Origin of the sequence: Streptomyces sp. NPDC005811 (assembly GCF_040630405.1) — a bacterium.
In the GTDB taxonomy this organism is placed as follows: domain Bacteria; phylum Actinomycetota; class Actinomycetes; order Streptomycetales; family Streptomycetaceae; genus Streptomyces.
The window spans coordinates 326,467-348,817 of sequence record NZ_JBEXXK010000002.1; the positions used below are offsets into that span (position 1 = coordinate 326,467).

Below are 22,351 nucleotides of genomic sequence, written 5' to 3' on the forward strand. Positions count from 1 at the left end.
GGGCTCAGATGGACGGACGCCGGGACCACCGCACGCTGGAGGCGCTGGGTCTGGCTCGTGCGCCGCGCGACCATCCGCTCGGTTACCCGGGTGTGTGGCCGCCCGAGTCGGGTCTGCTCGCCGGTGATCTGCTGCTGCCCCTGGACCGCCTCACGCATCCCGGCCGCAGTCCGGTCCTGGCCGTCGGTTCCAACGCCTCGCCGGGCCAACTGCGGTACAAGATGGCCGTGTTGGGGATCACCTCGCCGATCCCGATGGTGCGGACCCGGGTGACCGGTATCGACGTGGGCGTCTCGGCTCATGTCAGCCGCCTGGGGTACATGTCCGCCTCTCCCGTCGACGCCCCGGGGGCGGCACGGGAGTTGTTCGTCATCTGGCTGGACGACGAGCAGCTCGCCGCCGTCGACGCGACCGAGCCGAACTACGACCGGGTCGCCCTGCCCGCGCCCCGGTTCCGGGTCGAGCTGGAGAACGGCGAGCCGCTCGACGGCGTGTTCTCGTACGTGAATCGGCACGGCGTCCTGGACAACGGCCGCGGCTCCCCGCGCAGTCACCCCGGCCAGCGCCCGCTCATCACCGAACTCCTCGCCGCGTCAACGGCGTTGAGGAGGCTCTTCGGTGCGACACCGGAGGAGTTCGTGGCGCGCGCCCGGTCCGACGTACGGCTCTGTGAGCGTGGCACACGACTGCTCGCGGAGGAGAACCGGGTGACGCACTCCGGGCTGGAGCATTTGCGTGCGTCTTAGCGGCCTGCTCGTACAACCCTCTTCCCACCTGGTGCGTCTCCCCTGTACCCCGCACCACAAGATCAACGGGGATCGGCCCCCGGCCGGTCCCGTGCGCACGCAGGAGACGCATGTTCACGCGCAGGATGTCCCGTCCGCTCCGGCTCGCTCTCGCGACCGCCGCCGCCGTGTCCCTCACGGGCGGCGGGCTGCTGTCCCTCTCCGGGACGGCGGTGGCCGCGCCCGCGAAGTACGCCGACGACTTCAACGGCGACGGCTACCGGGACTACGCCCAGGCCTCCCTCGGCGGTTCCTTCACCGTGACGTACGGGACCGCGACCGGTCCCGGCACCGTGACGAAGACGTTCACGCAGAACAGCTCGGGCGTTCCCGGGACCGCCGGGGACGCCGGCGGCTTCGCGGACGCCTTCGGTGAGGACCTGGCGGCCGCCGACCTCGACCGCGACGGCTACGCCGACCTCGCGGTCACCGACTTCACCGAGAAGGTGAGCGGGAAGGTCGGCGCGGGGGCGGTCACCATCATGTGGGGTGCGAAGTCCGGCCTCGGCACCAAGGCGACCCGGCTCCCCGTGGGCGCGGTCAGGCAACGGGGCTTCGGCAAGGCCGTCGAGACCGGTGACTTCAACGGTGACGGCAAGGCGGACCTGGCGGTCGTGGACGGCCTCGACACGGCGTACGTCTTCCGGGGCGGTTTCTCCAAGGCCGGGACGACCGGCAAGGTCACCAAGCACCGTCTGCCCGCGAGCTCGTCCGACATCCTCGAACCCGCCGGGCTGGTCGCCGGGAAGGTCACCAAGGACAAGGCCACCGACCTGTACGTCCTCGGTCAGGGCTACCGCAACGGCAAGATGACCCTGGACGCCTGGTTCCTGCGGGGCGGGACCACCGTCAAGCCCGCCGCCAAGGTCACGCCGATCAACAGCACGGGCCCCGACTACAGCCCCACGGGCGTTGTCGCGGACTTCGACAAGAACGGTTACGGCGATCTGGCCGTCGGCGACACCCGCTACGGCAACGGCGCCGGCTCGGTCGTCGTCGTACGTGGCGGAACGTCCGGCCCCACCACCAAGTACCGTCTCTCCCAGTCCACTTCGGGTGTCGCCACGGCCGCCACCAAGAACGACGGCTTCGGCGGCACGCTCTCCGCCGGCGACACCAACCGCGACGGCTACCCCGACCTCGCGGTCGGCTCGGAGGAGGAGAAGGTCGGCTCGGCCGCCTCGGCGGGCGGCGTCCACATCCTGCGCGGCGGGACGAAGGGCCTGACCGGCGCCGGTTCGCAGTGGTTCACCCGCGCCACCGCCGGAGTCCCCGGGGACCCCACGGCGTACGAGAGGTTCGGGCTGAACATCCGGCTGCGGGACACCGACCGGGACGGCGACGCGGACCTGGTGATCGGCGACAACGACTACGAGCAGACGAGCCTGCTCCTGCCGGGCGGGCCCTCCGGCATCACCACCACCGCCGTGACCTCACTGGGCGTGTGGCCGACCTTCCCCCAGTGACCCCGGGCGCGACCGCGGCCGGATCGGGAGCGGGCGGTAAGATCGTCGTACGGCATCGCGTGTCGGTCACCGGCCGGGTGAAGCATGGAGGTGCCCGTGAGATTGCCTTGCGGAATGGGGGCCGTTCGTCCCCGTCGACACCGCCAACAAAGTCACCTTGGACTTCGTCACCGTGCCGGCGGAGTCCATCGTGACGCAGCACTACGCGTTCCTCGTCTCGGACGCGGAGTTCGATGCCTCGTTCGCCCGGATCCGGGCGGCGGGGATCACGTACTTCGCGGATCCGCACGGGAAGCAGCCGGGTGAGATCAACCGTCACCACGGCGGCCGGGGCCTGTACTTCATGGATCCGGCCGGGCACGGGATGGAGATCATCACGCGCCCGTACACGTTCCCCGAGCAGTAGGCGCCGGGCGCCCGGCCGGTCCCGGTCAGGGTGCCGAAGCCGTCAGATCGCCTCGCCGAGGGGCCGCGAAGCCCTCCAGGGCCGCCCGGGACAGCCCGGTCGCGCCGGTCACCTCGGCGAGGTCGAGGGCCCCGCAGTCCAGGCCGCGCAGCAGATAGCCGCTGAGGGCCTTGGCGGTGGCCGGTTCGTCCATCACATCGCCGCCGGCCCGGTTCGCGTAACGGGCGAGGCGTTCGGCGGCCTGGGCGAATCCCTCCCGGTAGAAGGCGTAGACGGCCGCGTAGCGGGTGGGGATGTGGGCGGGGTGCATGTCCCAGCCCTGGTAGTAGGCGCGGGCCAGGGCACGGCGGGTGAGGCCGTAGTGCAGCCGCCAGGCGTCGTGGACCTTCGCGGTGGGGCCGACGGGCAGGACGTTGGTGGAGCCGTCGGAGACGCGGACGCCGGTGCCTGCCGCGGCGACCTGCATGACCGCCTTGGCGTGGTCGGCGGCCGGGTGGTCGCTGGCCTGGTACGCGGCGGAGACGCCGAGGCAGGCGCTGTAGTCGAAGGTGCCGTAGTGCAGGCCGGTGGCGCGGCCCTCGGCGGCCTGGATCATCCGGGCGACGGTCGCGGTGCCGTCCGTGGCGAGGATGGCCTGGCTGGTCTCGATCTGGATCTCGAAGCCGAGCCGGCCGGGTGCGAGTCCGTGCGCCTTCTCGAAGGCCTCCAGGAGCCGCACCATGGCGGTGACCTGCTCGGGGTAGGTGACCTTGGGCAGGGTCAGCACCAGGCCCTCGGGGAGGCCGCCGGCCGCCAGCAGGCCGGTGAGGAAGATGTCGAGGGTGCGGATGCCGCGGTCGCGGACGGCGGCCTCCAGGCATTTCATGCGGATGCCCATGTACGGGGCGGCCGTGCCCTTCGTGTACGCCTCGGCGACGAGCCGGGCGGCGCGGGCGGCGGTCTCGTCCTCCTCGGGGTCGGGGCGGGGGCCGTAGCCGTCCTCGAAGTCGATGCGCAGGTCTTCCACCGGCTCGCGCTCCAGTTTGGCCCGTACGCGCGTGTGGACGGGTTCGGCGAGGTGGTCGGGGAGACCGAGGCAGGCGGCGAAGGAGGCGGCGTCGGGGGCGTGTTCGTCGAGGGCGGCGAGGGCGCGGTCGCCCCAGGAGCGGACGGTGTCGGCGGTGAAGGCGTCCGCGGGGACGTAGACGGTGTGGACGGGCTGACGGGTGCCGGGGTCGCCGGGGTAGCGGCGGTCGAGTTCGGCGTCGACGGGGGCGAGGGAAGCACTGATCTCCTCGCTGACGGCGCCCGCGAGGCTCGTCGACACCGTCTCCTGCTGGCCCTGGCCCATCCCACAGCCTCCTGTTTTCGTACCACTGTTCCGTACGACGGTTTCCGCATTCCGGAATCGATAATCCGTAGAGCGAAGCTATCCGTGGATGTTCCGGCGGGTCAACACCCCGTCCACGCCCTGGTCACCCGGCGCACACCGCCGTCCTGTGTGATCACCGGGCCGTCGTCCTGTGTGATCACTTCCGCACCTTCCCCCTCTTCCGCACAGACCCGCACACCTTCATCCTGGCTCACGAGGCGAGAGGGGACACATGACAGGCATCACGGGACCGACGCGGCGGGCGGGACTGAGAGCGATGGTCTCGGCAGCCGTCGCGGTCCCGCTGTTCGCCGCGGTCGGGGCGGCCGAGCCGCGCCGCTCGGTCCCCTCACCGGCCCGGAAGCCGCAGTCCGTGCCCCCGCTGAGGATCATGACCTTCAACCTCCGGGTCCCGGTCGACCAGGACGGCAACAGCTGGGTCCACCGGCGCCCGGTGATGCGGGCACTGCTGCAGGAGACCGCACCGCATGTCATGGGCACCCAGGAGGGGCAGTTCAAGCAGCTCCAGGCCGTCTGGGCCGACCTGGGCCCGCACTACGACTGGATCGGCACCCCGGGCAGCGGTGACGAGGAGTCGGTGGCGGTCTACTACGACGTCCGCCGGCTCGAACCGCTCGCCCACGATGTCTTCCGGCTCTCCGACACGCCGAACGTCCCGGGCTCCAACACCTGGGGGGCGGCCTTCCCCCGGCTGGTGACCCGGGTGCTCTTCCGCGACCGGCGGGACCCGGGACGGGAGTTCCACGTCCTCAACACGCACCTCGACCACCGCAGCGCGTACGCGCGCGTGCGGGCGGCCCAGCTGATCGCCGAACGGATCAGGGGGCTCGGCCCCTCCCGCCCGGTCCTGCTGACCGGCGACTTCAACGCCGTCGCCCCCACGGACCCGGCCTACGGCACGCTGCTGCACTCCGGACTCGTCGACACCTGGGACACCGCGCGGGAGACCGGTCCGGTGTTCGGGACGTTCAACGGCTGGAAGGCGCTCAAGCCCGACGGGGAGCGCATCGACTGGATCCTGTCGACCCCCGATGTCACGGTCCACCGGGCGTGGGCCGATCCGTTCACGGTGGACGGCCGCTATCCGAGCGACCATCTGCCGGTGCTGGCGTCGGTGAGCCTGCAGTGAACGCCCGAGGCCCCCGTGACCGCTGGGGTCACGGGGGCCTCGGGCGACTGCGCCGGCCGGGTGATCAGCCCTTGCGGGTCTTGATCTCCTCGGTGAGCTGCGGGACGACGTCGAAGAGGTCGCCGACGATGCCGTAGTCCACGAGGTCGAAGATCGGGGCCTCGGCGTCCTTGTTGACGGCCACGATGGTCTTCGAGGTCTGCATGCCGGCGCGGTGCTGGATGGCGCCGGAGATGCCGTTGGCGATGTAGAGCTGCGGCGAGACGGACTTGCCGGTCTGGCCGACCTGGTTGGTGTGCGGGTACCAGCCGGCGTCCACCGCGGCGCGGGAGGCGCCGACGGCCGCGCCGAGGGAGTCGGCGAGGGCCTCGATGATCGCGAAGTTCTCGGCGCCGTTGACGCCGCGGCCACCGGAGACGACGATCGCGGCCTCGGTCAGCTCGGGGCGGCCGGTGGACTCGCGCGGGGTGCGGCCGGTGACCTTGGTGCCGGTCGCGGCGGCGGAGAAGGTCACGGCGAGGGCCTCGACCGCACCGGCGGCGGGGGCGGCCTCGACGGCGGCGCTGTTGGGCTTGACGGTGATGACCGGGGTGCCCTTGGCGATGCGGGACTTGGTGGTGAAGGACGCGGCGAACACCGACTGGGTGGCCACCGGGCCCTCGTCGCCGGCCTCGAGGTCGACGGCGTCGGTGATGATGCCGGAGCCGATGCGCAGCGCGAGGCGGGCGGCGATCTCCTTGCCCTCCGCGGAGGAGGGGACCAGCACGGCGGCCGGGGAGACGGCGGCGACGGCGGCCTGCAGCGCGTCCACCTTCGGTACGACGAGGTAGTCGGCGTACTCGGAGGCGTCGTGCGTGAGGACCTTGACGGCGCCGTGCTCGGCGAGCGCGGCGGCGGTGTTCTCGGCACCGGCGCCGAGCGCGACGGCGACGGGCTCGCCGATGCGGCGGGCCAGCGTCAGCAGCTCCAGGGTCGGCTTGCGGACGGCACCGTCCACGTGGTCGACGTAGACGAGGACTTCAGCCATGGGATTGCTCTCCTGCGAAACGAAGTTGAGGGGGCGGTCGGCGTGTCGAGCCTTAGATGAACTTCTGGCTCGCGAGGTACTCGGCGAGCTGCTTGCCGCCCTCGCCCTCGTCCTTGACGATCGTGCCGGCGGTGCGGGCCGGGCGCGCGGCGGCGTCCTCGACCTTGGTCCAGGCGCCCTCGAGGCCGACCTCCTCCGCCTCGATGTCGAGGTCGGACAGGTCCCAGGCCTGCACCGGCTTCTTCTTGGCCGCCATGATGCCCTTGAAGGACGGGTAACGGGCCTCGCCGGACTGGTCGGTGACGGACACGACCGCCGGGAGGGAGGCCTGAAGCTGCTCGCTCGCGGCGTCGCCGTCGCGGCGGCCCTTGACCGTGCCGTCCTCGACGGAGACCTCGGAGAGCAGGGTGACCTGCGGGACGCCCAGGCGCTCGGCGAGCAGGGCCGGGACGATGCCGGCGGTGCCGTCGGTGGAGGCCATGCCGGAGATCACCAGGTCGTAGCCGGCCTTCTCGATGGCCTTGGCCAGCACGAGGGAGGTGCCGATGGCGTCGGTGCCGTGGAGGTCGTCGTCCTCGACGTGGATCGCCTTGTCCGCGCCCATCGACAGCGCCTTGCGCAGCGCGTCCTTGGCGTCCTCGGGGCCCACCGTGAGAACGGTGATCTCCACGTCGTCGTCGGAGTTCTCGGAGATCTGCAGCGCCTGTTCGACGGCGTACTCGTCGAGCTCGGAGAGCAGACCGTCCACGTCGTCCCGGTCGACGGTCAGGTCATCGGCGAAGTGCCGGTCGCCAGTGGCGTCGGGCACGTACTTCACAGTGACAACGATCCTCAAGCTCACGCCGGCTCTCCTACTGCATCGTCAGTTCTCGGCTGCCTTCTTTCAGGCAGCATAGGCGCCACAAGCGGCCGATCCCGATCGGGGCGGCCTGCGCTCCGAACGAAATATTACTCGTCAGTACACCCAGTTCCTGCCCGCTAAGCAAGCGCTTTGAACTGTGACCTCTGCAACGCAGCGTAACCGGAACTCGACGGCTTCGCAGGAGAGCCGGGCAGTGATCAATCCCGCAGAGCGGTGAACCGGCCCTGGTGGTAGAGCAACGGCCGGCCCGCGCCCGCCGGATCGCCGAGGACGACCTCGGCCAGCACGATCCGGTGGTCCCCGGCGGGGACGCGCGCGACGACGCGGCACACCAGCCACGCGAGGACGTCGTCGAGGACGGGAACACCTTCGGGGCCCTCGCGCCAGGCGGTGGGCGCGGCGAAGCGGTCGGCGCCGCTGCGGGCGAAGGTGGCGGCCAGCTCCTGCTGGTGCTCGCCGAGCAGATGCACTCCCACGTGCTCCGCCCCGGATATCGCGGGCCAGCTGGAGGCGCCCGTGCCGACGCCGAAGGAGAGCATCGGGGGTTCGGCGGAGACGGAGGTGAGGGAGGTGGCGGTGAAGCCGACCGGGCCGGAGGCGCCCGGAGCGGTGATCACGGCGACTCCCGCGGCATGCCGGCGGAAGACGGAGCGCAGGAGGTCGGGAGAGGCGAGCCGGGCGGTACCGAGGTCGGGCGAGGCCGTCATGGAGTTGTCGTCCTTCTGGAGGGAGCGGCGGGAGGGTCCGGGGGCGGTCAACGGCCCGGACAGCGCGCGCTCGCGGTACGGACCAGGTCGACGTGGACCCGCCCGTGGAGAAGGAGTTCCTCTGGCATGGGGTCAGGCTGACGATAGGTGGCGTGCCCAGTCAAGTACGTTCCGCAATCTGAAAGCTGCCTCACCCTCACCCGGCGGCAGGTCACACGGCCTCTCCCAGGGCGGCGATGACGTCGGCCCGGCGGGGCTGCCCGGTGGCGCGCCGGACGATGCGGCCGTCGGCGTCGAGGACCAGGACGGTCGGCGTCTTGAGGATGTCGAGCTCGCGGACGAGGTCCAGGTGCGCCTCGGCGTCGATCTCGATGTGGGTGACGCCGGGCACCATGTCCGCGACTTCGCCGAGGACCCTGCGGGTGGCCCGGCAGGGGGCGCAGAAGGCGCTGGAGAACTGCACGAGGGTGGCCCGCTCCCCCAGTGCGCCGCCGAGCCGGTCGGCATCGAGCAGCTTTCCGTCGTCGCGCCCGCGCACCCGCACCCTCCCGTTCCGCCGCCGCTGCAGCACTCCGTAGGCGCTCGCCGCCGCGAGCACCGCCACGCACACCACCAGTCCGGTCACCAGCTGCTCCAGCGTTCATGAGACTGCAAAGATTCCCCGCACCAAGAATCGTTTCTTCTGAGGAATGCTCGCTCCATGGACATCGATGTGAGGGGCCCGCGCCTCGGGGCCGCCGTCACGACCGTAGTACTGGCGGCCGTGCTGGTGACCGGCAGTGTGTGGCTGCTGGCCTGGCAGACGCTGGCGTTCGCCCTGGGCGCCGCGGGCGGGGTGGGGCGTTCGCCGTACGGCTGGGCGTTCCGCAGGATCGTACGGCCGCGGATCGGACCGCCGACGGAGTTCGAGTCGCCGGAGCCGCCGCGGTTCGCGCAGGCGGTGGGGCTGGTCTTCGCCGCCGTGGGACTGGTGGGCCTGACGCTGGGCCCCGGCTGGCTGGGGCTCGCGGCGACCGGCGCGGCGCTCGCGGCCGCCTTCCTCAATGCCGCTTTCGGGTACTGCCTGGGCTGCGAGTTGTACCTGCTCGTGCGGCGTGTGGCGGTGCGCGCGCAGTAAAGGCGGCTTAAAAGACCGAGGTGGATCACGGGCTGAGTGACGAGGATCTCGTCGTCGTGGGGCACGGGGACTGGCCCCCCGGCCGTTCTTCGGGCACGATCTGCGAGATGCCGTAAACCTACGGCAGCGTAACTTTGCCCGAAGGGGAACCCCTTTCCGGGCAGAAGGAAGGGTCCGCGCCGCCCATGGCAGAGCTTGTCTACCGTCCCGCTGTCGGCCTCGCCCTGACGTTGTTCAAGGCCTGGGATCTCAAGATCGACTGCAAGGGGTCGGAGAACATCCCGCGCTCGGGCGGTGCCGTGCTGGTGAGCAATCACATCAGTTACCTCGACTTCATCTTCGACGGCCTGGCCGCGCTCCCGCAGAAACGTCTCGTTCGTTTCATGGCGAAGGAGTCGGTGTTCCGCCACAAGATCTCCGGTCCGCTGATGCGCGGGATGAAGCACATCCCGGTGGACCGCAACCAGGGCGAGGCGGCCTACCAGCACGCGCTGGCCTCGCTGCGCTCGGGCGAGATCGTCGGGGTGTTCCCCGAGGCGACGATCTCCCAGTCGTTCACGCTGAAGAGCTTCAAGTCGGGTGCGGCGCGGCTCGCGCAGGAGGCGGGCGTCCCGCTGATCCCGATGGCCGTGTGGGGGACGCAGCGGCTGTGGACGAAGGGCCACCCGCGCAACTTCAAGCGCAGCCACACCCCGATCACCATCCGCGTCGGCGAGGCGATCGAGGCGTCCAAGGACAAGTACGCGGGCGCGATCACCCGCCAGCTGCGCGAGCGGGTGCAGGAGCTGCTGGAGGCCGCCCAGCGCGCCTATCCGGTCCGCCCGAAGGACGCGAACGACACCTGGTGGATGCCGGCGCATCTGGGCGGTACGGCGCCGACGCCGGAGCAGGTCCGCGAGGCCGAGGCGCACTGACGCCGGCCGGGGGGCGCCTCAGGCCAGCCCGGCCGGGAGCGTCCGCCAGAGGTACGGCCGGTCCGGGGCGGCCCTGAGCGCGTCCAGGACCGCCGGGTGCGGTGCCGCGTACAGCGTCGGATAGTCCAGCTCGCCCGCCTCCCCGTCCGGGAGGAAGGCGAGCTGTTCGCCGTCCAGGGAGAACCGCGCGTCCACCCCCGGTTTGTTGCCGCGCGGGTCCTGGCGGTGCCATGCGCCGTGGAAGCGCACGGCGACCAGTCCGTGCACACAGTGCCCCGTGCCGGCGTCGTGCGCGAGGCGCTGGTAGCACAGCGCGGTGGGGATGTCCTCGGCCCGCAGCAGCGCGGTGAGCGCGTGGGCCTTGGCGTAGCAGATGCCCGTGCCCTGCTCCAGCACGTCGGAGGCGCGCCAGGTGACGCGCGGATCCCCCGAGTCGTACGAGTGGGGAATGGTGTCGCGCACGAACTCGAAGGCCAGGCGTGCATAGGCATACGAGTCCATGGCGTCCTCGGCGAGCCGTGCGGCGGTTTCCCGGACGAGCGGGTGATGGTGGTCGATGACCTCGTCGGCGGCCAGATAGGCGGACAGGTCGGGGTTCTCCTGGATCAGCTCCATGATCGGAGAGCATAGGAACGCGGCCACCCGACCGTCAATGACTTTTCGGGTGACCGCATATCTATGCAGGAGCCCTGCCGGGCCGGCGTCAGTGCGCCATCTCCTCCTTGACCGCCGCGACGAACGCGTCCACGTCCTCCTCGGTGGTGTCGAAGGCGCACATCCAGCGCACGACTCCCGCGGCCTCGTCCCAGAAGTAGAAGCGGAACCGCTTCTGGAGCCGCACGCTCACCTCGTGCGGCAGCCGGGCGAACACGCCGTTGGCCTGGACCGGGTGGAGGATCTCCACCCCGTGCACCGCGCGCACGCCCTCGGCGAGCCGCTGGGCCATCTCGTTGGCGTGCCGGGCGTTGCGCAGCCACAGGTCCTTCGCGAGCAGTGCTTCCAGTTGCACCGAGACGAACCGCATCTTGGAGGCGAGCTGCATGGACAGCTTGCGCAGATGCTTCATGCGGCGGACGGCGTCCTGGTTGATCACGACGACGGCCTCGCCGAACAGCGCGCCGTTCTTCGTCCCGCCGAGGGAGAGGATGTCGACGCCGACCGCGTTGGTGAAGGTCCGCATCGGGACGTCCAGGGAGGCGGCCGCGTTGGCTATGCGGGAGCCGTCCAGGTGCACCTTCATGCCGTGGGCGTGGGCGTGGTCGCAGATCGCGCGGATCTCGTCCGGGGTGTAGAGGGTGCCGAGCTCCGTGCTCTGGGTGATCGAGACGACCTGCGGCATCGCGCGGTGCTCGTCCTCCCAGCCCCAGGCCTGCCGGTCGATCAGCTCGGGGGTGAGCTTGCCGTCGGGCGTGGCGACGGTGAGCAGCTTCAGGCCGCCCATCCGCTCCGGAGCACCGCCCTCGTCCACGTTGATATGGGCGCTCTCGGCGCAGATCACCGCTCCCCAGCGGTCGGTGACGGCCTGGAGCGCGACGACGTTGGCGCCGGTGCCGTTGAAGACCGGGAACGCCTCGGCCGTGGCCCCGAAGTGGCCGCGGACGATCCGCTGGAGGTTCTCCGTGTAGTCGTCCTCGCCGTAGGCGACCTGATGGCCGCCGTTGGCCAGGGCCAGGGCGGCCATCACCTCCGGGTGGGCCCCGGCGTAGTTGTCGCTGGCGAAACCGCGGACCTCCGGGTCGTGATGGCGACGGGCGTCGGTCTTCGGGGGGTTCACGGCTTCTCTGTGAGCCACAGACGCTGTCCGTTCACTTCGGGTGCGGGCTTCTCCCAGACGCCGGCGATCGCCTCGGCGAGGTCCGTGACGTCGGTGAATCCGGCGAACTTCGCGTTGGGCCGGTCGGCACGCATCGCGTCGTGCACCAGCGCCTTCACCACCAGGATGGCAGCCGCGGAGGTCGGTCCCGCGGCACCCCCGGCCTTGTGGAAGGCGTCCGCGAGGGCGAGGGTCCAGGCCTCGGCGGCGGCCTTGGCGGCGGCGTAGGCGGCGTTGCCCGCCGTGGGGTTCGAGGCGCCGGCCGCGCTGATCAGCACGTACCGTCCGTGCTCGCTGCGCTGGAGGCCCTCGAAGAACGCCAGTGACGTGTGCTGCACGGTCTTGACGAGCAGCAGTTCGAGGAAGTCCCAGTCGTCCAGGCTGGTCTTGACGAACGTCTCGCTGCCGCGCCAGCCGCCGACGAGATGGACCAGTCCGTCGATGCGGCCGAAGTCCTTCTCCACGCGGTTCGCCCAGTCACGGGTGGAGTTCAGGTCGAGCAGGTCGACGGTGTCGCCGGTGACGGTGGCGCCGCCGGCCTCGTAGCGGGCGTGGTCGACGGCCTCCGCCAGGCGCTCGGGGTCGTTGTCCGAGCCGACGACGGTCGCGCCCGCGCGGGCGAGCCGCAGCAGTGCCGCACGGCCGGCGGGTCCTCCCGCGCCGGCCACCGCGATCACCGCACCGTTGAGAGCGCCGTTCCCCATCCTTGCCTCCTGCTGAGCGGTGTCCGTACGGTCGCTCACGCGGCGACCCTCTCGGCGCCGTCCGCGCGAATGCCCTTGGTCGAGGCGATCACGTTCTTGAGCTTCTTGGACAGTGCCTCATAGAACATGCTCAGCGGAAACTCGTCGGGAAGCACGTCATCCACGAGTTTGCGCGGCGGCTGCGAGAGATCCAGGGCGTCGGGGCCCTTGGCCCAGCGGGAGCCCGGGTGCGGGGAGAGGTAGGTGGAGACCAGCTCGTAGCCGGCGAACCAGTGGACCAGCTTGGGGCGGTCGATGCCGTCGCGGTACAGCTTCTCGATCTCGGCGCACAGCTCGTTGGTGACCTGCGGGGCGCGCTGCCAGTCGATGTGCAGCTTGTTGTCGGTCCAGCGGATGACATCGTGCCGGTGCAGGTAGGCGAAGAGGAGCTGGCCGCCGAGGCCGTCGTAGTTGCGGACGCGCTCGCCGGTGACCGGGAAGCGGAACATGCGGTCGAAGAGGACCGCGTACTGCACGTCACGGGCCTGCGGGACACCGTCGGCCTCGAGCTTCACGGCCTCCTTGAAGGCGGTGAGGTCACAGCGCAGCTCCTCCAGGCCGTACATCCAGAACGGCTGCCGCTGCTTGATCATGAAGGGGTCGAAGGGCAGGTCGCCGTGGCTGTGGGTGCGGTCGTGGACCATGTCCCACAGGACGAAGGCCTCCTCGCAGCGCTTCTGGTCGTGGACCATGGCGGCGATGTCCTCGGGGAGCTCCAGGCCCAGGATGCCGACGGCGGCGTCGGTGACCCGGCGGAAGCGGGCGGCCTCGCGGTCGCAGAAGATCCCACCCCAGGAGAAACGTTCCGGCGCCTCGCGGACGGCGATGGTCTCCGGGAAGAGCACGGCCGAGTTGGTGTCGTAGCCGGAGGTGAAGTCCTCGAACTTGATGCCGCAGAACAGCGGGTTGTCGTAGCGGGTGCGCTCCAGCTCGGCCAGCCAGTCGGGCCAGACCATGCGCAGCACGACCGCCTCGAGGTTGCGGTCCGGGTTGCCGTTCTGCGTGTACATCGGGAAGACGACCAGGTGCTGGAGGCCGTCGGCGCGGTTCGCGGCGGGCTGGAAGGCCAGCAGCGAGTCGAGGAAGTCCGGCACCTCGAAGCCGCCCTCGGCCCAGCGGTGCAGGTCCTTCATCAGGGCCCGGTGGTAGTCGGCGTCGTGCGGGAGCAGCGGGGACAGCTTCTCGACCGCGTCGATCACGTCCCGCACGGCCCGCTCGGCCTCGGGGCGCTCGGGGGCGTCGACGGCCGTGAAATCGATCGATCCGTCCTTGGACTGCCAGGGGCGGATCCGCTCCACGGCATCCTTGAGCACGGGCCACGCCGGGTGCTCCACCACCCTGGTGCCGGGAGGAACCCGCTCCCCCGTCGCCGCCTGCACAAGAATTTCCGTCATATCCCATCCTCCACGGGAGAACCTCGCGTATGGACACCGTATGCATACGAGGTTTACCTCAGCAAGTGGGGTCACCGGAAATTATCCTGCGCACTCGCAGTTTCACGTGAGTTTTTCCTGTCCAACACCGGAGGAGTGCTTGGTTCCGCTCAGAGTGGGTAGACAGGACGATCACCCGCGTCTACACGTGTCCATGACGAGCCCGGGCCACTAGGCTGCGGATCTGCGCACCCGCTCGTCGACGGAAGCGAGTCCCGTCTTGAACTTCGTCACCATCGGTCATCGCGGTGTCATGGGGGTCGAGCCCGAGAACACCCTCCGCTCGTTCGTCGCCGCCGAGGAGGCCGGCCTCGATGCGATCGAACTCGATCTGCATCTGAGCAAGGACGGCGCCCTGGTGGTCATGCACGATCCGGACGTGGACCGTACGACCGACGGGACGGGCCCCATCGCCGATCAGACGCTCGCGGAGCTGAAGACCCTGGACGCGGGGCGCGGGGAACGGGTGCCGGTGTTCGAGGAGGTCCTGGACGCCGTGACGCTGCCGCTCCAGGCCGAGATCAAGGACGTGCAGGCGGCGCGGGCGCTGGCCGAGGTGCTCCGCGAGCGGGATCTGGTGGGCCGGGTGGAGGTGTCCTCGTTCCACGACGAGGCGGTGGCCGAGATGGCCCGGCTGGTGCCCGGAGTGCGCACCGCTCTGATCGGCAGCCGCTTCGGCCTCGACATCGTTTCCCGGGCCGCGGACGCCGGGGCCGCGACCGTGTGCCTGAATCTGCGACGCCTCACCCTGGAGATCGTCGAGGAGGCCCGCAGACGGGATCTGCGGATCATCGGCTGGGTCGTCAACACCCAGTACCAGCTGCGGCTGGTGCGCGCGCTCGAGCTGGACGGCGCGACCACCGACTACCCGGAGATCAGGCGCACGGGGCGCTTCACGGCGTGACGGGTGTCCTCACCGCGTGACGGGCGCCTTCGCCGCTTGGGGGCGTCAGGACAGCGGCTTGACGAGCAGCTCGAACTGGAGGTCGTCGCGCTGCGGGATGCCGAAGCGCTCGTCGCCGTAGGGGAAGGGCGTCATCCGTCCGGTGCGGCGGTAGCCGCGGCGCTCGTACCAGGCGATGAGGTCGTCGCGTACGGAGATCACCGTCATGTGCATCTCGGTGGCGCCCCAGATCTCGCGGGCCTGCCGCTCGGCCTCGGCGAGGACGAGCCGGCCGAGGCCGCCGCCCTGGGCCGTGGGGCTGACCGCGAACATGCCGAAGTAGGCGTGCTCGCCGCGGTGTTCGAGCTGGCAGCAGGCGACGATCCGGCCGTCCTGCTCGACCGTGAGCACCCGCCCGCCGGCCGACCCGATGATCTCCAGGACCCCCTGGGGGTCGGTGCGCTGTCCCTGGAGGATGTCCGCCTCCGTGGTCCAGCCCGCCCGGCTGGACTCCCCGCGGTAGGCCGACTCGACCAGCGCGACCAGCTCGTCCACGTCGGCGTCGGTGGCGTCACGGAAGGTGGGGGCGGTGGCGGCGGTGGCGGCGGTGTCCATGCGGGCGGTCTCCGGTGTGTGGCACGGCTGGGACTCGGACGAGGGTATCCCCACCCGTCCCGGGCCCGTCCGGCCGCTCGGCGGGCGACCTGACACTAGGCTCCCGACGCATGGTGCATGTACTCAGCAGTAGGGTCCTCCTCCGCCCCACCGACCCCGAGCGCTCGCGTGTCTTCTACGGCGAGCAGCTCGGCCTCGGGGTCTACCGCGAGTTCGGTACGGGGCCGGAGCGCGGCGTCGTCTACTTCCTCGGCGGCGGTTTCCTGGAGCTCTCGGGGCGCTCGCAGACACCGCCGGACCCCGCCGTACGGCTGTGGTTGCAGGTCGCGGACGTGACGGCGGCGTACGAGGAACTGCGGGCGAAGGGGGTCGCTGTCGTGCGGGCGCCGGTGAAGGAGCCGTGGGGGCTGGTGGAGATGTGGATCGAGGATCCGGACGGGACCCCGATCGTGGTGGTGGAGGTGCCGGCGGATCATCCGATCAGGTACCGGCCCGGGATCTGAGGGCCGGTGAGCGGATGCCGGGCGGGCAGGGCGGGCTTAGCGTGCTGGAGGGGTCCCCTTTTCTGGTTTCTGGTTTCTGGAAGTTTTCTGGAGGGAACGTCATGAAGCTCGACGCGCCGGTGCCCGGCGGGCCCTGCTGGGCCGAGCTGGGGACCAGTGATCCGGAGGCGGCGAAGCGGTTCTACGCGGAGCTGTTCGGCTGGCGGGCGGAGACGGATCCCCGGCAGGAGGCCGGCGGCTACACCGTCGCGCACCTCGGCGAGGCGGCCGTCGCCGCACTGACCCCCCTCTACCAGAAGGCGCAGCCGTGCGCCTGGAACGTGTCGTTCGCGGTGACCGACGCCGATGTCAGCGCCCGGCTGGTCACCGAGGCCGGCGGCAAGGTGCTGGTCGGCCCGATGGACGTCTTCGACGTGGGCCGTTTCGTGGTCGCCCTCGATCCGGGCGGGGCCGCGTTCCAGCTCTGGCAGGCGCGGGCCTTCCCGGGGGCCGGGCTGTTCAACGCGCCCGGTTCGCTCGGCTGGGTCGAGCTGCTGACCCGCGACCCGGACCGGGCGGAGACCTTCTACACCACCGTCTTCGGCTGGACCGTGAGCTCGTCGGAGAACTATCTGCAGTGGGGGGTCGGCGGCGCCGACTTCGGCGGCATGATCAGGATGGACGAGAAGTTCCCGCCCGAGGTGCCGCCGCACTGGCTGCCGTACTTCGCGGTGGCCGACGTGGACGCCTCCGCCGCCACGGCGACGGCGGCGGGCGGCACCGCGCTGATGGAGCCCACGTCGGTGCCCGACGGTCCGCGGATCGCCGTACTGCGGGATCCGCAGGGCGCGGTGTTCGGGGTGTACCGGGCCGGGGACGAGAGGTGAACTCCGTCATCCGCCAGCCCCGTTGACGTCTCAGGCCCGGACCGTCCTCATGTGCCCTTCCAGACGGCTCAGCAACTCACCGAGCAGCCCGGCCAGTTCGCCCTGGCGGTCGTCGTCGAGGGCGGACAGTACGGCCCGCTCGTAGGCGAGTTGCTCGGGGAGGACGGCGTCGACGAGGTCGCGGCCGGCGTCGGTGAGGCTCAGGTGGGCGACGCGGCGGTCGCGGGTGTCGCCCCGGCGTTCCACCAGGCCGCGTTCGGTGAGCTGCTTGAGGCGTTTGGTGACGGCCGCCCCGGAGGAGAAGGTCTCGCGGGCCAGGTCGCCGGGGGTCAGTTCATGGCCGGTGCGGCGCAGTGCGCCGAGCAGGTCGAACTCGGGGCGGCTCAGGCCCGCCCGGCGCAGGGGCGCGTCCTCGGCCTGCTGGAGCAGGGCGGCGCAGCGGTTGACGCGGCCGATGATCTCCATGGGTCCGGTGTCGAGGTCGGGCCGCACCGCCTGCCACTGCCCCACCACCGCCGCGACGGTGTCCCTCCCCGCCCCGTCCCCGGCCGCCGCTGGTCCCCGCGTCGCCGTCATCGCCGTACGCCCTCCGCTCTCGTGGTCGCGTCCCGGCCCGGGGGCAGGCCCCGGTGCCGTACCGTCGCGGCGAGCGTACGGTGTCCGGACCGCTCGGCCGCCATCACCCGGTCCTCGGGCAGGGCGCGTCGCCGCCACTCGCCGGACGCGGTGTCGGCGGTGGCCCGCAGGTCCACCAGCGCGGCGGCGAGGGCGCGGCGGGCGGATTCCAGGGACGCGGCGGGGGCGGGCTGCGGCTGTGCCAGGAGGTGTGCGGCGCGGTCACGGGCCTCCGACACGGCCGTCAGCGACTGCTCCAGGCGGTCGCCGGAGCGGCGGTTGGTGACGGCGACCGCGGCGACGAAGCCGACGGCCGCGCCGACGAGGGTGTCCACCAGCCGCTCGGTGATCAGCCGGCCCGCGTCCTGGTAGTGGGCGAACTCGGTGATGAGCAGGGCCATCGGGGTCACGCAGACGCTGCCGAGCCAGTAGTTGCGGCTGATCAGCGCCTCCGCGCCGAAGTTCAGGGCGAGGCAGACCAGGACCAGGGCCGCCTGGTGGAGGTGGGCGAGGGGGACGAGCACGGCGAAGGCGAGGACGCCGGCGAGATTGCCGACGACGCGCTGGACGGCGCGGTTCCAGGTGAGGGTGACGTTCGCCTGGTAGAGGGAGGCGGCGGTGACGAGGGCCCAGTAGGGGCGGCCGACGCCGAGGGCGAGGGAGGCGTATCCGGCGAGGGCGCAGCCGAGGGCGGTGCGGGCCGCGAGGGGGGCGAGCGGGCCCAGCCTTCGCCACGACGACGGTGGGCCGGAGGCGAGTTCGGCGTCGATGCCGAGGAGTTCGTCGTCGTCGGGGAGGTCGTCGGGGCGTGGGACGGGGCCGGTTCCGCGCAGGGCGCCGGCCCAGGTCCGCAGGCGTTCCGGGTCGGTGTCGGCGGGCGCGGCGAGGGCGGTCTCGGCCCGGACGAGGAGCCGTTCCAGGGCGCGGTGGGCGTCCCGGCGGCGGCCGGCGGGCCTCGGGCCCGGGGTGCGGGCGGCGAGCAGGGTCTGCCAGGCCGCTTGGACGGCGGCGGCAGCGGTGGCGCGGGCGCGGCTCTCGGCGGAGCCGGGCGGCGGCGCGGCGCGGGTCCCCACGGCTTGCGCTCCCACGGTGTACGTACCCGCCGTCTGCGCACCGGCCGTACGGGAGCCGGTCGCGTCGGGCGCGGTGCCGTGGGATGCGGTCGTGTGGGAGCCGGTCCTGTGGGAGCCGGTCTTGTAGGACGCGGTCGTGTGGGACGCGGTCGTGTGGGAGCCGGTCTTGTAGGACGCGGTCGTGTGGGAGCCGGTCGTCTGGGACGCGGTCGTGTGGGCGGCGACGTATGTGGCGGTCGTGCGCAGGGCGTGGGCGGTGGCCCGGCGTTCCGGGCCGTGCGGGCGCAGCAGGCCCGGCGCCATGCCGATCAGCCAGGCCCAGGCGCCCGCGGCCAGTGCCAGGCCGAGATGGCCGGGGACCTGGCCGAGGGTCTGCGGGGTGAACAGCGCGGCGGAGCTGACGAAGGTGAGGACGACGTTGGCGGGCGGTCCGAGGCGGGTCGCGTCGCAGAGCGCCTTCTGGGCGGCGGCCAGCAGCGCGCCGACGGTGACCAGCAGGACCGGGTCCGCGGTGAGCGAGGCCGCCAGGAGCGCCAGGGCCAGGCCGCCGGTCATGCCCAGGACGACCAGGGCGAGGACCCGGGCGCGGGCGGCGTAGGGGCGGTTGTGGGCGTAGAGGGCGCACAGGGAGCCCGCCATCGTGTAGGCCGCCAGGTCGAGCCGGCCGAGCGCCAGCAGGATCAGGTTCGGCGGGGCGACCGCGGCGACGACGCTCAGGGCGGGCTTGAACCAGATGTCGGAGGGACGGCCGAGGCGCAGCACGCCGGCCAGCGGGAGGCGGGATCCGGGCATGCTCATCAATTTAGCATGTGTTTTACTCGTGAACGACTTATGCGCCATATGCGGCGGGCAAGCGCTCACCCGGTGTGCTCCCTCGAATGCTCCCCGTGTACATCGTTGCGCCGCGTGCGCGCCGCGTGCCGTGGGCATCGCATCTCTCGACGCGACCGACGAGCGGGGAGGTGCGCGTGCACGGACCGACTTCGCCCGGCTGGCTGCTGGTCACGCTGTGTGCGGCGACCGGTGCCTACTGTCTGCTGCGGATGCGCAGCCGTGTGGAGGAGCAGCGCAGAGCCGCCGGGGGCGAGGCGCTCATGGGGTTCGGGATGGCGGTGATGGCGGTGCCGCCGTCGGTGTTCACCCCGCCCCCGTGGGCCTGGCCCGCCTACGCGGCGGTGTTCGGCGCGGCCGCGTTGCGGGCCCTGTGGGCGGCGCGGGCGCACACCCACCATCTGCATCATCTGGTCGGCACCTCGGCGATGGTCTACATGGCGGTCGCGATGGCCCTGTCGCCGCCCCACGCGCACGCCCACGGCGCGGCCGCCTCGGGCGTCCCGTTCCTCACGGGCGTGCTGCTGCTGTACTTCGCCGGGTACGTCCTCCTCTCGGGGGTGCGGCTGCTGCCGCTGACGGGGACGGCCGTGGCCGGCGGGACCGGTGGGGCGGGTCGGGCCTCCGCGTCCGCCGGGGGTGCCGTCGGCTGGAGCGACCGTCCCGAGCTGGCGCGGGCGTGCCGGCTGTCGATGGGCATCGGCATGCTGGCGATGCTTCTGGCCATGTGAGGCCGTGCCGAACCCCAACTCGGCCGTGGCCTGCGTCACTTTGCCGGGACAAGCCGTACCCCTGAGCGGTGCGCCGCTCATAGGGTGCTGTCCATGATGGTCCCCGCGGTCCTGCTGCTGCTCGGCGCCCTGACCGCGGTCGGAGCGCCCCGGCTGCTCGCCCGGGCCGACTGGCCGGACCGCGAACCGGTGGTCGCGCTGTGGGCGTGGCAGTGTGTGGTGGCGGCGGTCCTGCTGTGCTGTGCGCTGTCGATGACGCTCAGTGCGGCGGCGGCCTGGCAGGCGGTACGCGGTCATGTCTTCGCGCCGGCGCCACGGGCGGTCGTGGATGCCTACGCCCTCGGTTCGACCGGCCCTTGGGCGGCGGCCACCGCGGTGGCGCTGGCCTGCGCAGGCCTGTGGAGCGGGGCGATGCTCGTACGGGAGGTGGCGCGCGCCCGGGCCCGCAGCCGGGCACGCCGGGCCGAACTGCGGTTGCGCGCACCGCTGTTGCCGGGCGAGGAACCGGCGGCGGGACGTCTCGTCGTCCTGGAGGGCGAGCGGCCCGACGCCTGGTGGCTGCCGGGTGCGGCGCCCCGACTCGTCGTCACCACGGCCGCGTTGCAGCGCCTGAAGGGGCGTCAGCTGGACGCTCTGCTCGCCCACGAGCAGGGGCACGCGCAGGCCCGGCACCACTGGCTGCTGCACTCGTCGTCCGCGCTGGCCACCGGGTTTCCGCAGGTGCCGGTGTTCGCGGCGTTCCGCGACGAGATGCACCGGCTGGTGGAACTGGCCGCCGACGACATGGCGTCCCGGCGGTTCGGCCGGCTGACCACCGCGCTGGCGCTGGTCGAACTCAACGAGGACCGCGGGGTGTTCGGCCCCTCCCCCACCCCGCAGGCCCATGTCCCGCAGCGGGTGCACCGGCTCCTCACCCCGGCGGACCGGCTCTCCCCCGCCCGCAGACTGCGTCTGACGGCGGCGGCCTCGCTGGTGCCGGTGATCCCGGTGCTGGTGGCGCTGGTGCCGGGGCTGAGGGCAATGGGCTGAGGGCGGGGCCGCGGGCGCGGGCGGGGCGGCGGACCGAGGGCGGGCGCGGGCGGGGGCGGGGCGACGGACCGAGGGCGGGCGCGGGCGGGGCGGCGCGAGACACGGACGGCGCGCGTCGGCCCGTACACCTCGATCACCCCGATCACCTCGATCACCTCGATGCCGCCCCGGGGAAACCCTCAGGGCCTGCTCCACGACACCCCGGGTTCGCCTCCGGCCCCACGGGTCGGCGAGGATCGCATCATGCACACCCGGTCCGTCGACTCCCCGCCCCGTCCACCGGCCCGGCGCACGGCCGCCCGCCTCGCCGCGGTCCTCGGTCTGTGCTCGGTCGTCCTGCTCGTCCTGGTCGCGGCCGAGTGGCACCCGCTGATGTCGGTCGACGGCGGCGTCTCCCGCACCACCCACCGCTGGGCCGTGGCCGAGCCCGGCCTGACGCATGTCTGCCGCATCCTCTCGGACTGGGTGTGGGATCCGGTGACGATGCGGCTGCTGGGGGCCTCAGTGGCGGTGTGGCTGGTGTGGCGGCACGCGGCGTGGTGGACAGCGGGCTGGCTGGTGGTCACGTCGGCGGTGGGGACCCTGGTCCAGCAGGGCCTGAAGGCGGCGGTGGACCGGGACCGCCCGGTCTGGCCCGACCCCGTCGACTCCGCCCACTACCAGGCATATCCCTCCGGCCACGCCCTGACCGCCACGGTGGTGCTGGGCCTCCTCCTGTGGCTCCTGCACCGTCACGGCGTGAGCCGCCCGGTCTGGCGTACGGCCGTGACGGTGGCCGTCGCCTCCGTGGCCGGCGTCGGCCTGACCCGGATCTGGCTGGGCGTCCACTGGCCCTCGGACGTCCTCGGCGGCTGGCTGCTGGGCGCCCTGCTGGTGACGCTGGCCATCATGGCGCACCGGCACTGGCGCCCGTGATCGTGCCGCCGTACCCCTACGCCGGGCCCGAGGACATCCTGCGGGCCGTCGTACCGGGCACCGAGGGGTACGTGGTGCGCGACCTCGCCGGCCTGACCGCGTTCGGGGCGGAGGACGGGGAGCCGTACACGTACGTCGTCGGACTCGACGGATGGCTGCGCCTGGCACCTCGGCGCAGCGAGCACGTGGCCTGTGCGGGCGGTGGTGCCGTGCTCGGCGCGGGGGAGATCTCGTTCCGGCGCACCGGGCGCGGCGGCTGGGAGGTCCACGAGGTCAGCAACCAGTCCACCGGCTACTGCCCCGACCCCGACTGCTGGCCGGCGGTCGCGGCCGCCCTGGACCGGTCGGGGGTCGCGCGGCCCGCCGGGTTCACGTACGCCCTGGTGTTCCGGAGGTGCGAGCGGTGCCGGGAGATCAACGTGGTGCGGGAAGGGGTGTACGTCTGTGTGTTCTGCGACGAGGAGCTGCCCCTCTTGTGGAACGTCACCCCGCGAGATCGTCCGGGTTCCTAGGATC

24 protein-coding genes and 1 pseudogene are annotated in these 22,351 nt (G+C 72.0%); 13 read left to right on the plus strand and 12 right to left on the minus strand.

Translation table 11 applies throughout. The annotated features are described in order from the left end of the window. Nucleotides 1-8: 8 nt before the first annotated feature. The 3 genes and pseudogenes from ABZ490_RS03475 to ABZ490_RS03485 all read left to right on the plus strand — a co-directional run. Nucleotides 9-746: a hypothetical protein gene (locus tag ABZ490_RS03475; RefSeq protein WP_358983519.1), complete on the plus strand. Its 738-nt coding sequence runs from the start codon at nt 9-11 to the stop codon at nt 744-746. A 110-nt stretch (nt 747-856) separates the two neighbouring features. Then, the gene (locus ABZ490_RS03480) at nt 857-2,251 is read left to right on the plus strand and encodes an FG-GAP and VCBS repeat-containing protein (protein WP_358983521.1); all 1,395 of its coding nucleotides are present in this window, start codon (nt 857-859) and stop codon (nt 2,249-2,251) included. Between the two features lie 112 nt (nt 2,252-2,363). Next, nucleotides 2,364-2,657 (plus strand): annotated as a pseudogene (locus ABZ490_RS03485) (VOC family protein); the annotation flags it as partial. 25 nt (nt 2,658-2,682) lie between these two features. On the opposite strand, the gene ABZ490_RS03490 reads toward ABZ490_RS03485, so the two are convergent. Then, on the minus strand, nt 2,683-3,987 hold the full coding sequence (locus ABZ490_RS03490; protein ID WP_358983523.1) for an aldolase/citrate lyase family protein: 1,305 nt from the start codon (nt 3,985-3,987) through the stop codon (nt 2,683-2,685). Nucleotides 3,988-4,240: 253 nt separating this feature from the next. Here ABZ490_RS03490 and ABZ490_RS03495 point away from each other — a divergent pair, with 253 nt between their 5' ends. Then, a complete protein-coding gene (locus ABZ490_RS03495) occupies nt 4,241-5,158 on the plus strand; it encodes an endonuclease/exonuclease/phosphatase family protein (RefSeq protein ID WP_358983525.1) in 918 nt (305 codons plus the stop codon). A 64-nt stretch (nt 5,159-5,222) separates the two neighbouring features. Here the strand turns inward: ABZ490_RS03495 and ABZ490_RS03500 are convergent, their stop codons facing one another. The 4 genes from ABZ490_RS03500 to ABZ490_RS03515 form a co-directional block, all read right to left on the minus strand. Further along, nucleotides 5,223-6,185 (minus strand): electron transfer flavoprotein subunit alpha/FixB family protein, encoded by a 963-nt coding sequence (locus ABZ490_RS03500; RefSeq protein ID WP_358983527.1) that lies wholly within the window; start codon nt 6,183-6,185, stop codon nt 5,223-5,225. 52 nt (nt 6,186-6,237) lie between these two features. Continuing rightward, nucleotides 6,238-7,026, minus strand: a complete 789-nt coding sequence (locus ABZ490_RS03505) for an electron transfer flavoprotein subunit beta/FixA family protein (protein ID WP_358983529.1) — start codon at nt 7,024-7,026, stop codon at nt 6,238-6,240. Between the two features lie 218 nt (nt 7,027-7,244). After that, a complete protein-coding gene (locus tag ABZ490_RS03510) occupies nt 7,245-7,754 on the minus strand; it encodes a flavin reductase family protein (protein ID WP_358983531.1) in 510 nt (169 codons plus the stop codon). Between the two features lie 211 nt (nt 7,755-7,965). After that, nucleotides 7,966-8,379, minus strand: coding sequence for a thioredoxin family protein (locus ABZ490_RS03515; RefSeq protein ID WP_358983533.1), 414 nt, complete (start codon nt 8,377-8,379; stop codon nt 7,966-7,968). Between the two features lie 75 nt (nt 8,380-8,454). Here ABZ490_RS03515 and ABZ490_RS03520 point away from each other — a divergent pair, with 75 nt between their 5' ends. Together ABZ490_RS03520 and ABZ490_RS03525 are read left to right on the plus strand one after the other, a co-directional pair. After that, the gene (locus ABZ490_RS03520; protein ID WP_358983535.1) at nt 8,455-8,871 is read left to right on the plus strand and encodes a DUF4395 domain-containing protein; all 417 of its coding nucleotides are present in this window, start codon (nt 8,455-8,457) and stop codon (nt 8,869-8,871) included. Between the two features lie 185 nt (nt 8,872-9,056). Continuing rightward, nucleotides 9,057-9,785 (plus strand): lysophospholipid acyltransferase family protein, encoded by a 729-nt coding sequence (locus ABZ490_RS03525; protein ID WP_358983537.1) that lies wholly within the window; start codon nt 9,057-9,059, stop codon nt 9,783-9,785. Nucleotides 9,786-9,803: 18 nt separating this feature from the next. Here ABZ490_RS03525 and ABZ490_RS03530 read toward each other — a convergent pair whose 3' ends face one another. The 4 genes from ABZ490_RS03530 to ABZ490_RS03545 form a co-directional block, all read right to left on the minus strand. Next, entirely contained in the window at nt 9,804-10,400 is a 597-nt protein-coding gene (locus tag ABZ490_RS03530; protein ID WP_358983539.1) for a transglutaminase family protein, read from the minus strand. A gap of 88 nt (nt 10,401-10,488) precedes the next feature. Next, nucleotides 10,489-11,559 (minus strand): low specificity L-threonine aldolase, encoded by a 1,071-nt coding sequence (locus tag ABZ490_RS03535; protein ID WP_358983541.1) that lies wholly within the window; start codon nt 11,557-11,559, stop codon nt 10,489-10,491. Then, the gene (locus ABZ490_RS03540) at nt 11,556-12,302 is read right to left on the minus strand and encodes an SDR family NAD(P)-dependent oxidoreductase (protein ID WP_358983543.1); all 747 of its coding nucleotides are present in this window, start codon (nt 12,300-12,302) and stop codon (nt 11,556-11,558) included. Before ABZ490_RS03540 ends, ABZ490_RS03535 begins: the two co-directional genes overlap by 4 nt. A 35-nt stretch (nt 12,303-12,337) precedes the next feature. Next, nucleotides 12,338-13,735, minus strand: coding sequence for a DUF6421 family protein (locus tag ABZ490_RS03545; RefSeq protein WP_358983545.1), 1,398 nt, complete (start codon nt 13,733-13,735; stop codon nt 12,338-12,340). A gap of 259 nt (nt 13,736-13,994) precedes the next feature. On the opposite strand from ABZ490_RS03545, the gene ABZ490_RS03550 reads away from it, so the two are divergent. Then, the gene (locus ABZ490_RS03550) at nt 13,995-14,678 is read left to right on the plus strand and encodes a glycerophosphodiester phosphodiesterase family protein (protein ID WP_358983547.1); all 684 of its coding nucleotides are present in this window, start codon (nt 13,995-13,997) and stop codon (nt 14,676-14,678) included. 45 nt (nt 14,679-14,723) lie between these two features. Here ABZ490_RS03550 and ABZ490_RS03555 read toward each other — a convergent pair whose 3' ends face one another. Beyond that, a complete protein-coding gene (locus tag ABZ490_RS03555) occupies nt 14,724-15,272 on the minus strand; it encodes a GNAT family N-acetyltransferase (RefSeq protein WP_358983549.1) in 549 nt (182 codons plus the stop codon). 110 nt (nt 15,273-15,382) lie between these two features. Between ABZ490_RS03555 and ABZ490_RS03560 the strand changes: the two genes are divergently transcribed. Both ABZ490_RS03560 and ABZ490_RS03565 read left to right on the plus strand, forming a co-directional pair. Beyond that, nucleotides 15,383-15,775: a VOC family protein gene (locus ABZ490_RS03560; protein ID WP_358983551.1), complete on the plus strand. Its 393-nt coding sequence runs from the start codon at nt 15,383-15,385 to the stop codon at nt 15,773-15,775. Between the two features lie 101 nt (nt 15,776-15,876). Then, nucleotides 15,877-16,641: a VOC family protein gene (locus ABZ490_RS03565; RefSeq protein WP_358983553.1), complete on the plus strand. Its 765-nt coding sequence runs from the start codon at nt 15,877-15,879 to the stop codon at nt 16,639-16,641. A 30-nt stretch (nt 16,642-16,671) separates the two neighbouring features. Here ABZ490_RS03565 and ABZ490_RS03570 read toward each other — a convergent pair whose 3' ends face one another. Next, nucleotides 16,672-17,217: a MarR family transcriptional regulator gene (locus ABZ490_RS03570; protein ID WP_358983555.1), complete on the minus strand. Its 546-nt coding sequence runs from the start codon at nt 17,215-17,217 to the stop codon at nt 16,672-16,674. Further along, nucleotides 17,214-19,121, minus strand: coding sequence for an FUSC family protein (locus ABZ490_RS03575; protein WP_358983557.1), 1,908 nt, complete (start codon nt 19,119-19,121; stop codon nt 17,214-17,216). The genes ABZ490_RS03570 and ABZ490_RS03575 overlap by 4 nt, the downstream gene beginning before the upstream one ends. Before the next feature lie 176 nt (nt 19,122-19,297). Between ABZ490_RS03575 and ABZ490_RS03580 the strand changes: the two genes are divergently transcribed. The 4 genes from ABZ490_RS03580 to ABZ490_RS03595 all read left to right on the plus strand — a co-directional run bounded on the left by ABZ490_RS03580 (nt 19,298) and on the right by ABZ490_RS03595 (nt 22,347). Next, nucleotides 19,298-19,891 (plus strand): DUF5134 domain-containing protein, encoded by a 594-nt coding sequence (locus tag ABZ490_RS03580; RefSeq protein WP_358983559.1) that lies wholly within the window; start codon nt 19,298-19,300, stop codon nt 19,889-19,891. 93 nt (nt 19,892-19,984) lie between these two features. Further along, nucleotides 19,985-20,920: a M56 family metallopeptidase gene (locus tag ABZ490_RS03585; protein WP_358983561.1), complete on the plus strand. Its 936-nt coding sequence runs from the start codon at nt 19,985-19,987 to the stop codon at nt 20,918-20,920. Between the two features lie 243 nt (nt 20,921-21,163). After that, on the plus strand, nt 21,164-21,835 hold the full coding sequence (locus ABZ490_RS03590) for a phosphatase PAP2 family protein (RefSeq protein ID WP_358983563.1): 672 nt from the start codon (nt 21,164-21,166) through the stop codon (nt 21,833-21,835). After that, nucleotides 21,832-22,347, plus strand: coding sequence for a hypothetical protein (locus ABZ490_RS03595; protein ID WP_358983565.1), 516 nt, complete (start codon nt 21,832-21,834; stop codon nt 22,345-22,347). The genes ABZ490_RS03590 and ABZ490_RS03595 overlap by 4 nt, the downstream gene beginning before the upstream one ends. The last annotated feature ends 4 nt before the right edge of the window (nt 22,348-22,351 follow it).

What these genes read in the sequence shown, in the direction of transcription:
- ABZ490_RS03475 (WP_358983519.1), top strand. Translation starts at nt 9, where the DNA reads ATGGACGGACGCCGGGACCACCGCACGCTGGAGGCGCTGGGTCTGGCT.
- ABZ490_RS03480 (WP_358983521.1), top strand. Translation starts at nt 857, where the DNA reads ATGTTCACGCGCAGGATGTCCCGTCCGCTCCGGCTCGCTCTCGCGACC.
- ABZ490_RS03490 (WP_358983523.1), bottom strand. Translation starts at nt 3,987, where the DNA reads ATGGGCCAGGGCCAGCAGGAGACGGTGTCGACGAGCCTCGCGGGCGCC.
- ABZ490_RS03495 (WP_358983525.1), top strand. Translation starts at nt 4,241, where the DNA reads ATGACAGGCATCACGGGACCGACGCGGCGGGCGGGACTGAGAGCGATG.
- ABZ490_RS03500 (WP_358983527.1), bottom strand. Translation starts at nt 6,185, where the DNA reads ATGGCTGAAGTCCTCGTCTACGTCGACCACGTGGACGGTGCCGTCCGC.
- ABZ490_RS03510 (WP_358983531.1), bottom strand. Translation starts at nt 7,754, where the DNA reads ATGACGGCCTCGCCCGACCTCGGTACCGCCCGGCTCGCCTCTCCCGAC.
- ABZ490_RS03520 (WP_358983535.1), top strand. Translation starts at nt 8,455, where the DNA reads ATGGACATCGATGTGAGGGGCCCGCGCCTCGGGGCCGCCGTCACGACC.
- ABZ490_RS03525 (WP_358983537.1), top strand. Translation starts at nt 9,057, where the DNA reads ATGGCAGAGCTTGTCTACCGTCCCGCTGTCGGCCTCGCCCTGACGTTG.
- ABZ490_RS03530 (WP_358983539.1), bottom strand. Translation starts at nt 10,400, where the DNA reads ATGGAGCTGATCCAGGAGAACCCCGACCTGTCCGCCTATCTGGCCGCC.
- ABZ490_RS03540 (WP_358983543.1), bottom strand. Translation starts at nt 12,302, where the DNA reads ATGGGGAACGGCGCTCTCAACGGTGCGGTGATCGCGGTGGCCGGCGCG.
- ABZ490_RS03545 (WP_358983545.1), bottom strand. Translation starts at nt 13,735, where the DNA reads ATGACGGAAATTCTTGTGCAGGCGGCGACGGGGGAGCGGGTTCCTCCC.
- ABZ490_RS03555 (WP_358983549.1), bottom strand. Translation starts at nt 15,272, where the DNA reads ATGGACACCGCCGCCACCGCCGCCACCGCCCCCACCTTCCGTGACGCC.
- ABZ490_RS03560 (WP_358983551.1), top strand. Translation starts at nt 15,383, where the DNA reads ATGGTGCATGTACTCAGCAGTAGGGTCCTCCTCCGCCCCACCGACCCC.
- ABZ490_RS03565 (WP_358983553.1), top strand. Translation starts at nt 15,877, where the DNA reads ATGAAGCTCGACGCGCCGGTGCCCGGCGGGCCCTGCTGGGCCGAGCTG.
- ABZ490_RS03570 (WP_358983555.1), bottom strand. Translation starts at nt 17,217, where the DNA reads ATGACGGCGACGCGGGGACCAGCGGCGGCCGGGGACGGGGCGGGGAGG.
- ABZ490_RS03575 (WP_358983557.1), bottom strand. Translation starts at nt 19,121, where the DNA reads ATGCCCGGATCCCGCCTCCCGCTGGCCGGCGTGCTGCGCCTCGGCCGT.
- ABZ490_RS03585 (WP_358983561.1), top strand. Translation starts at nt 19,985, where the DNA reads ATGATGGTCCCCGCGGTCCTGCTGCTGCTCGGCGCCCTGACCGCGGTC.
- ABZ490_RS03590 (WP_358983563.1), top strand. Translation starts at nt 21,164, where the DNA reads ATGCACACCCGGTCCGTCGACTCCCCGCCCCGTCCACCGGCCCGGCGC.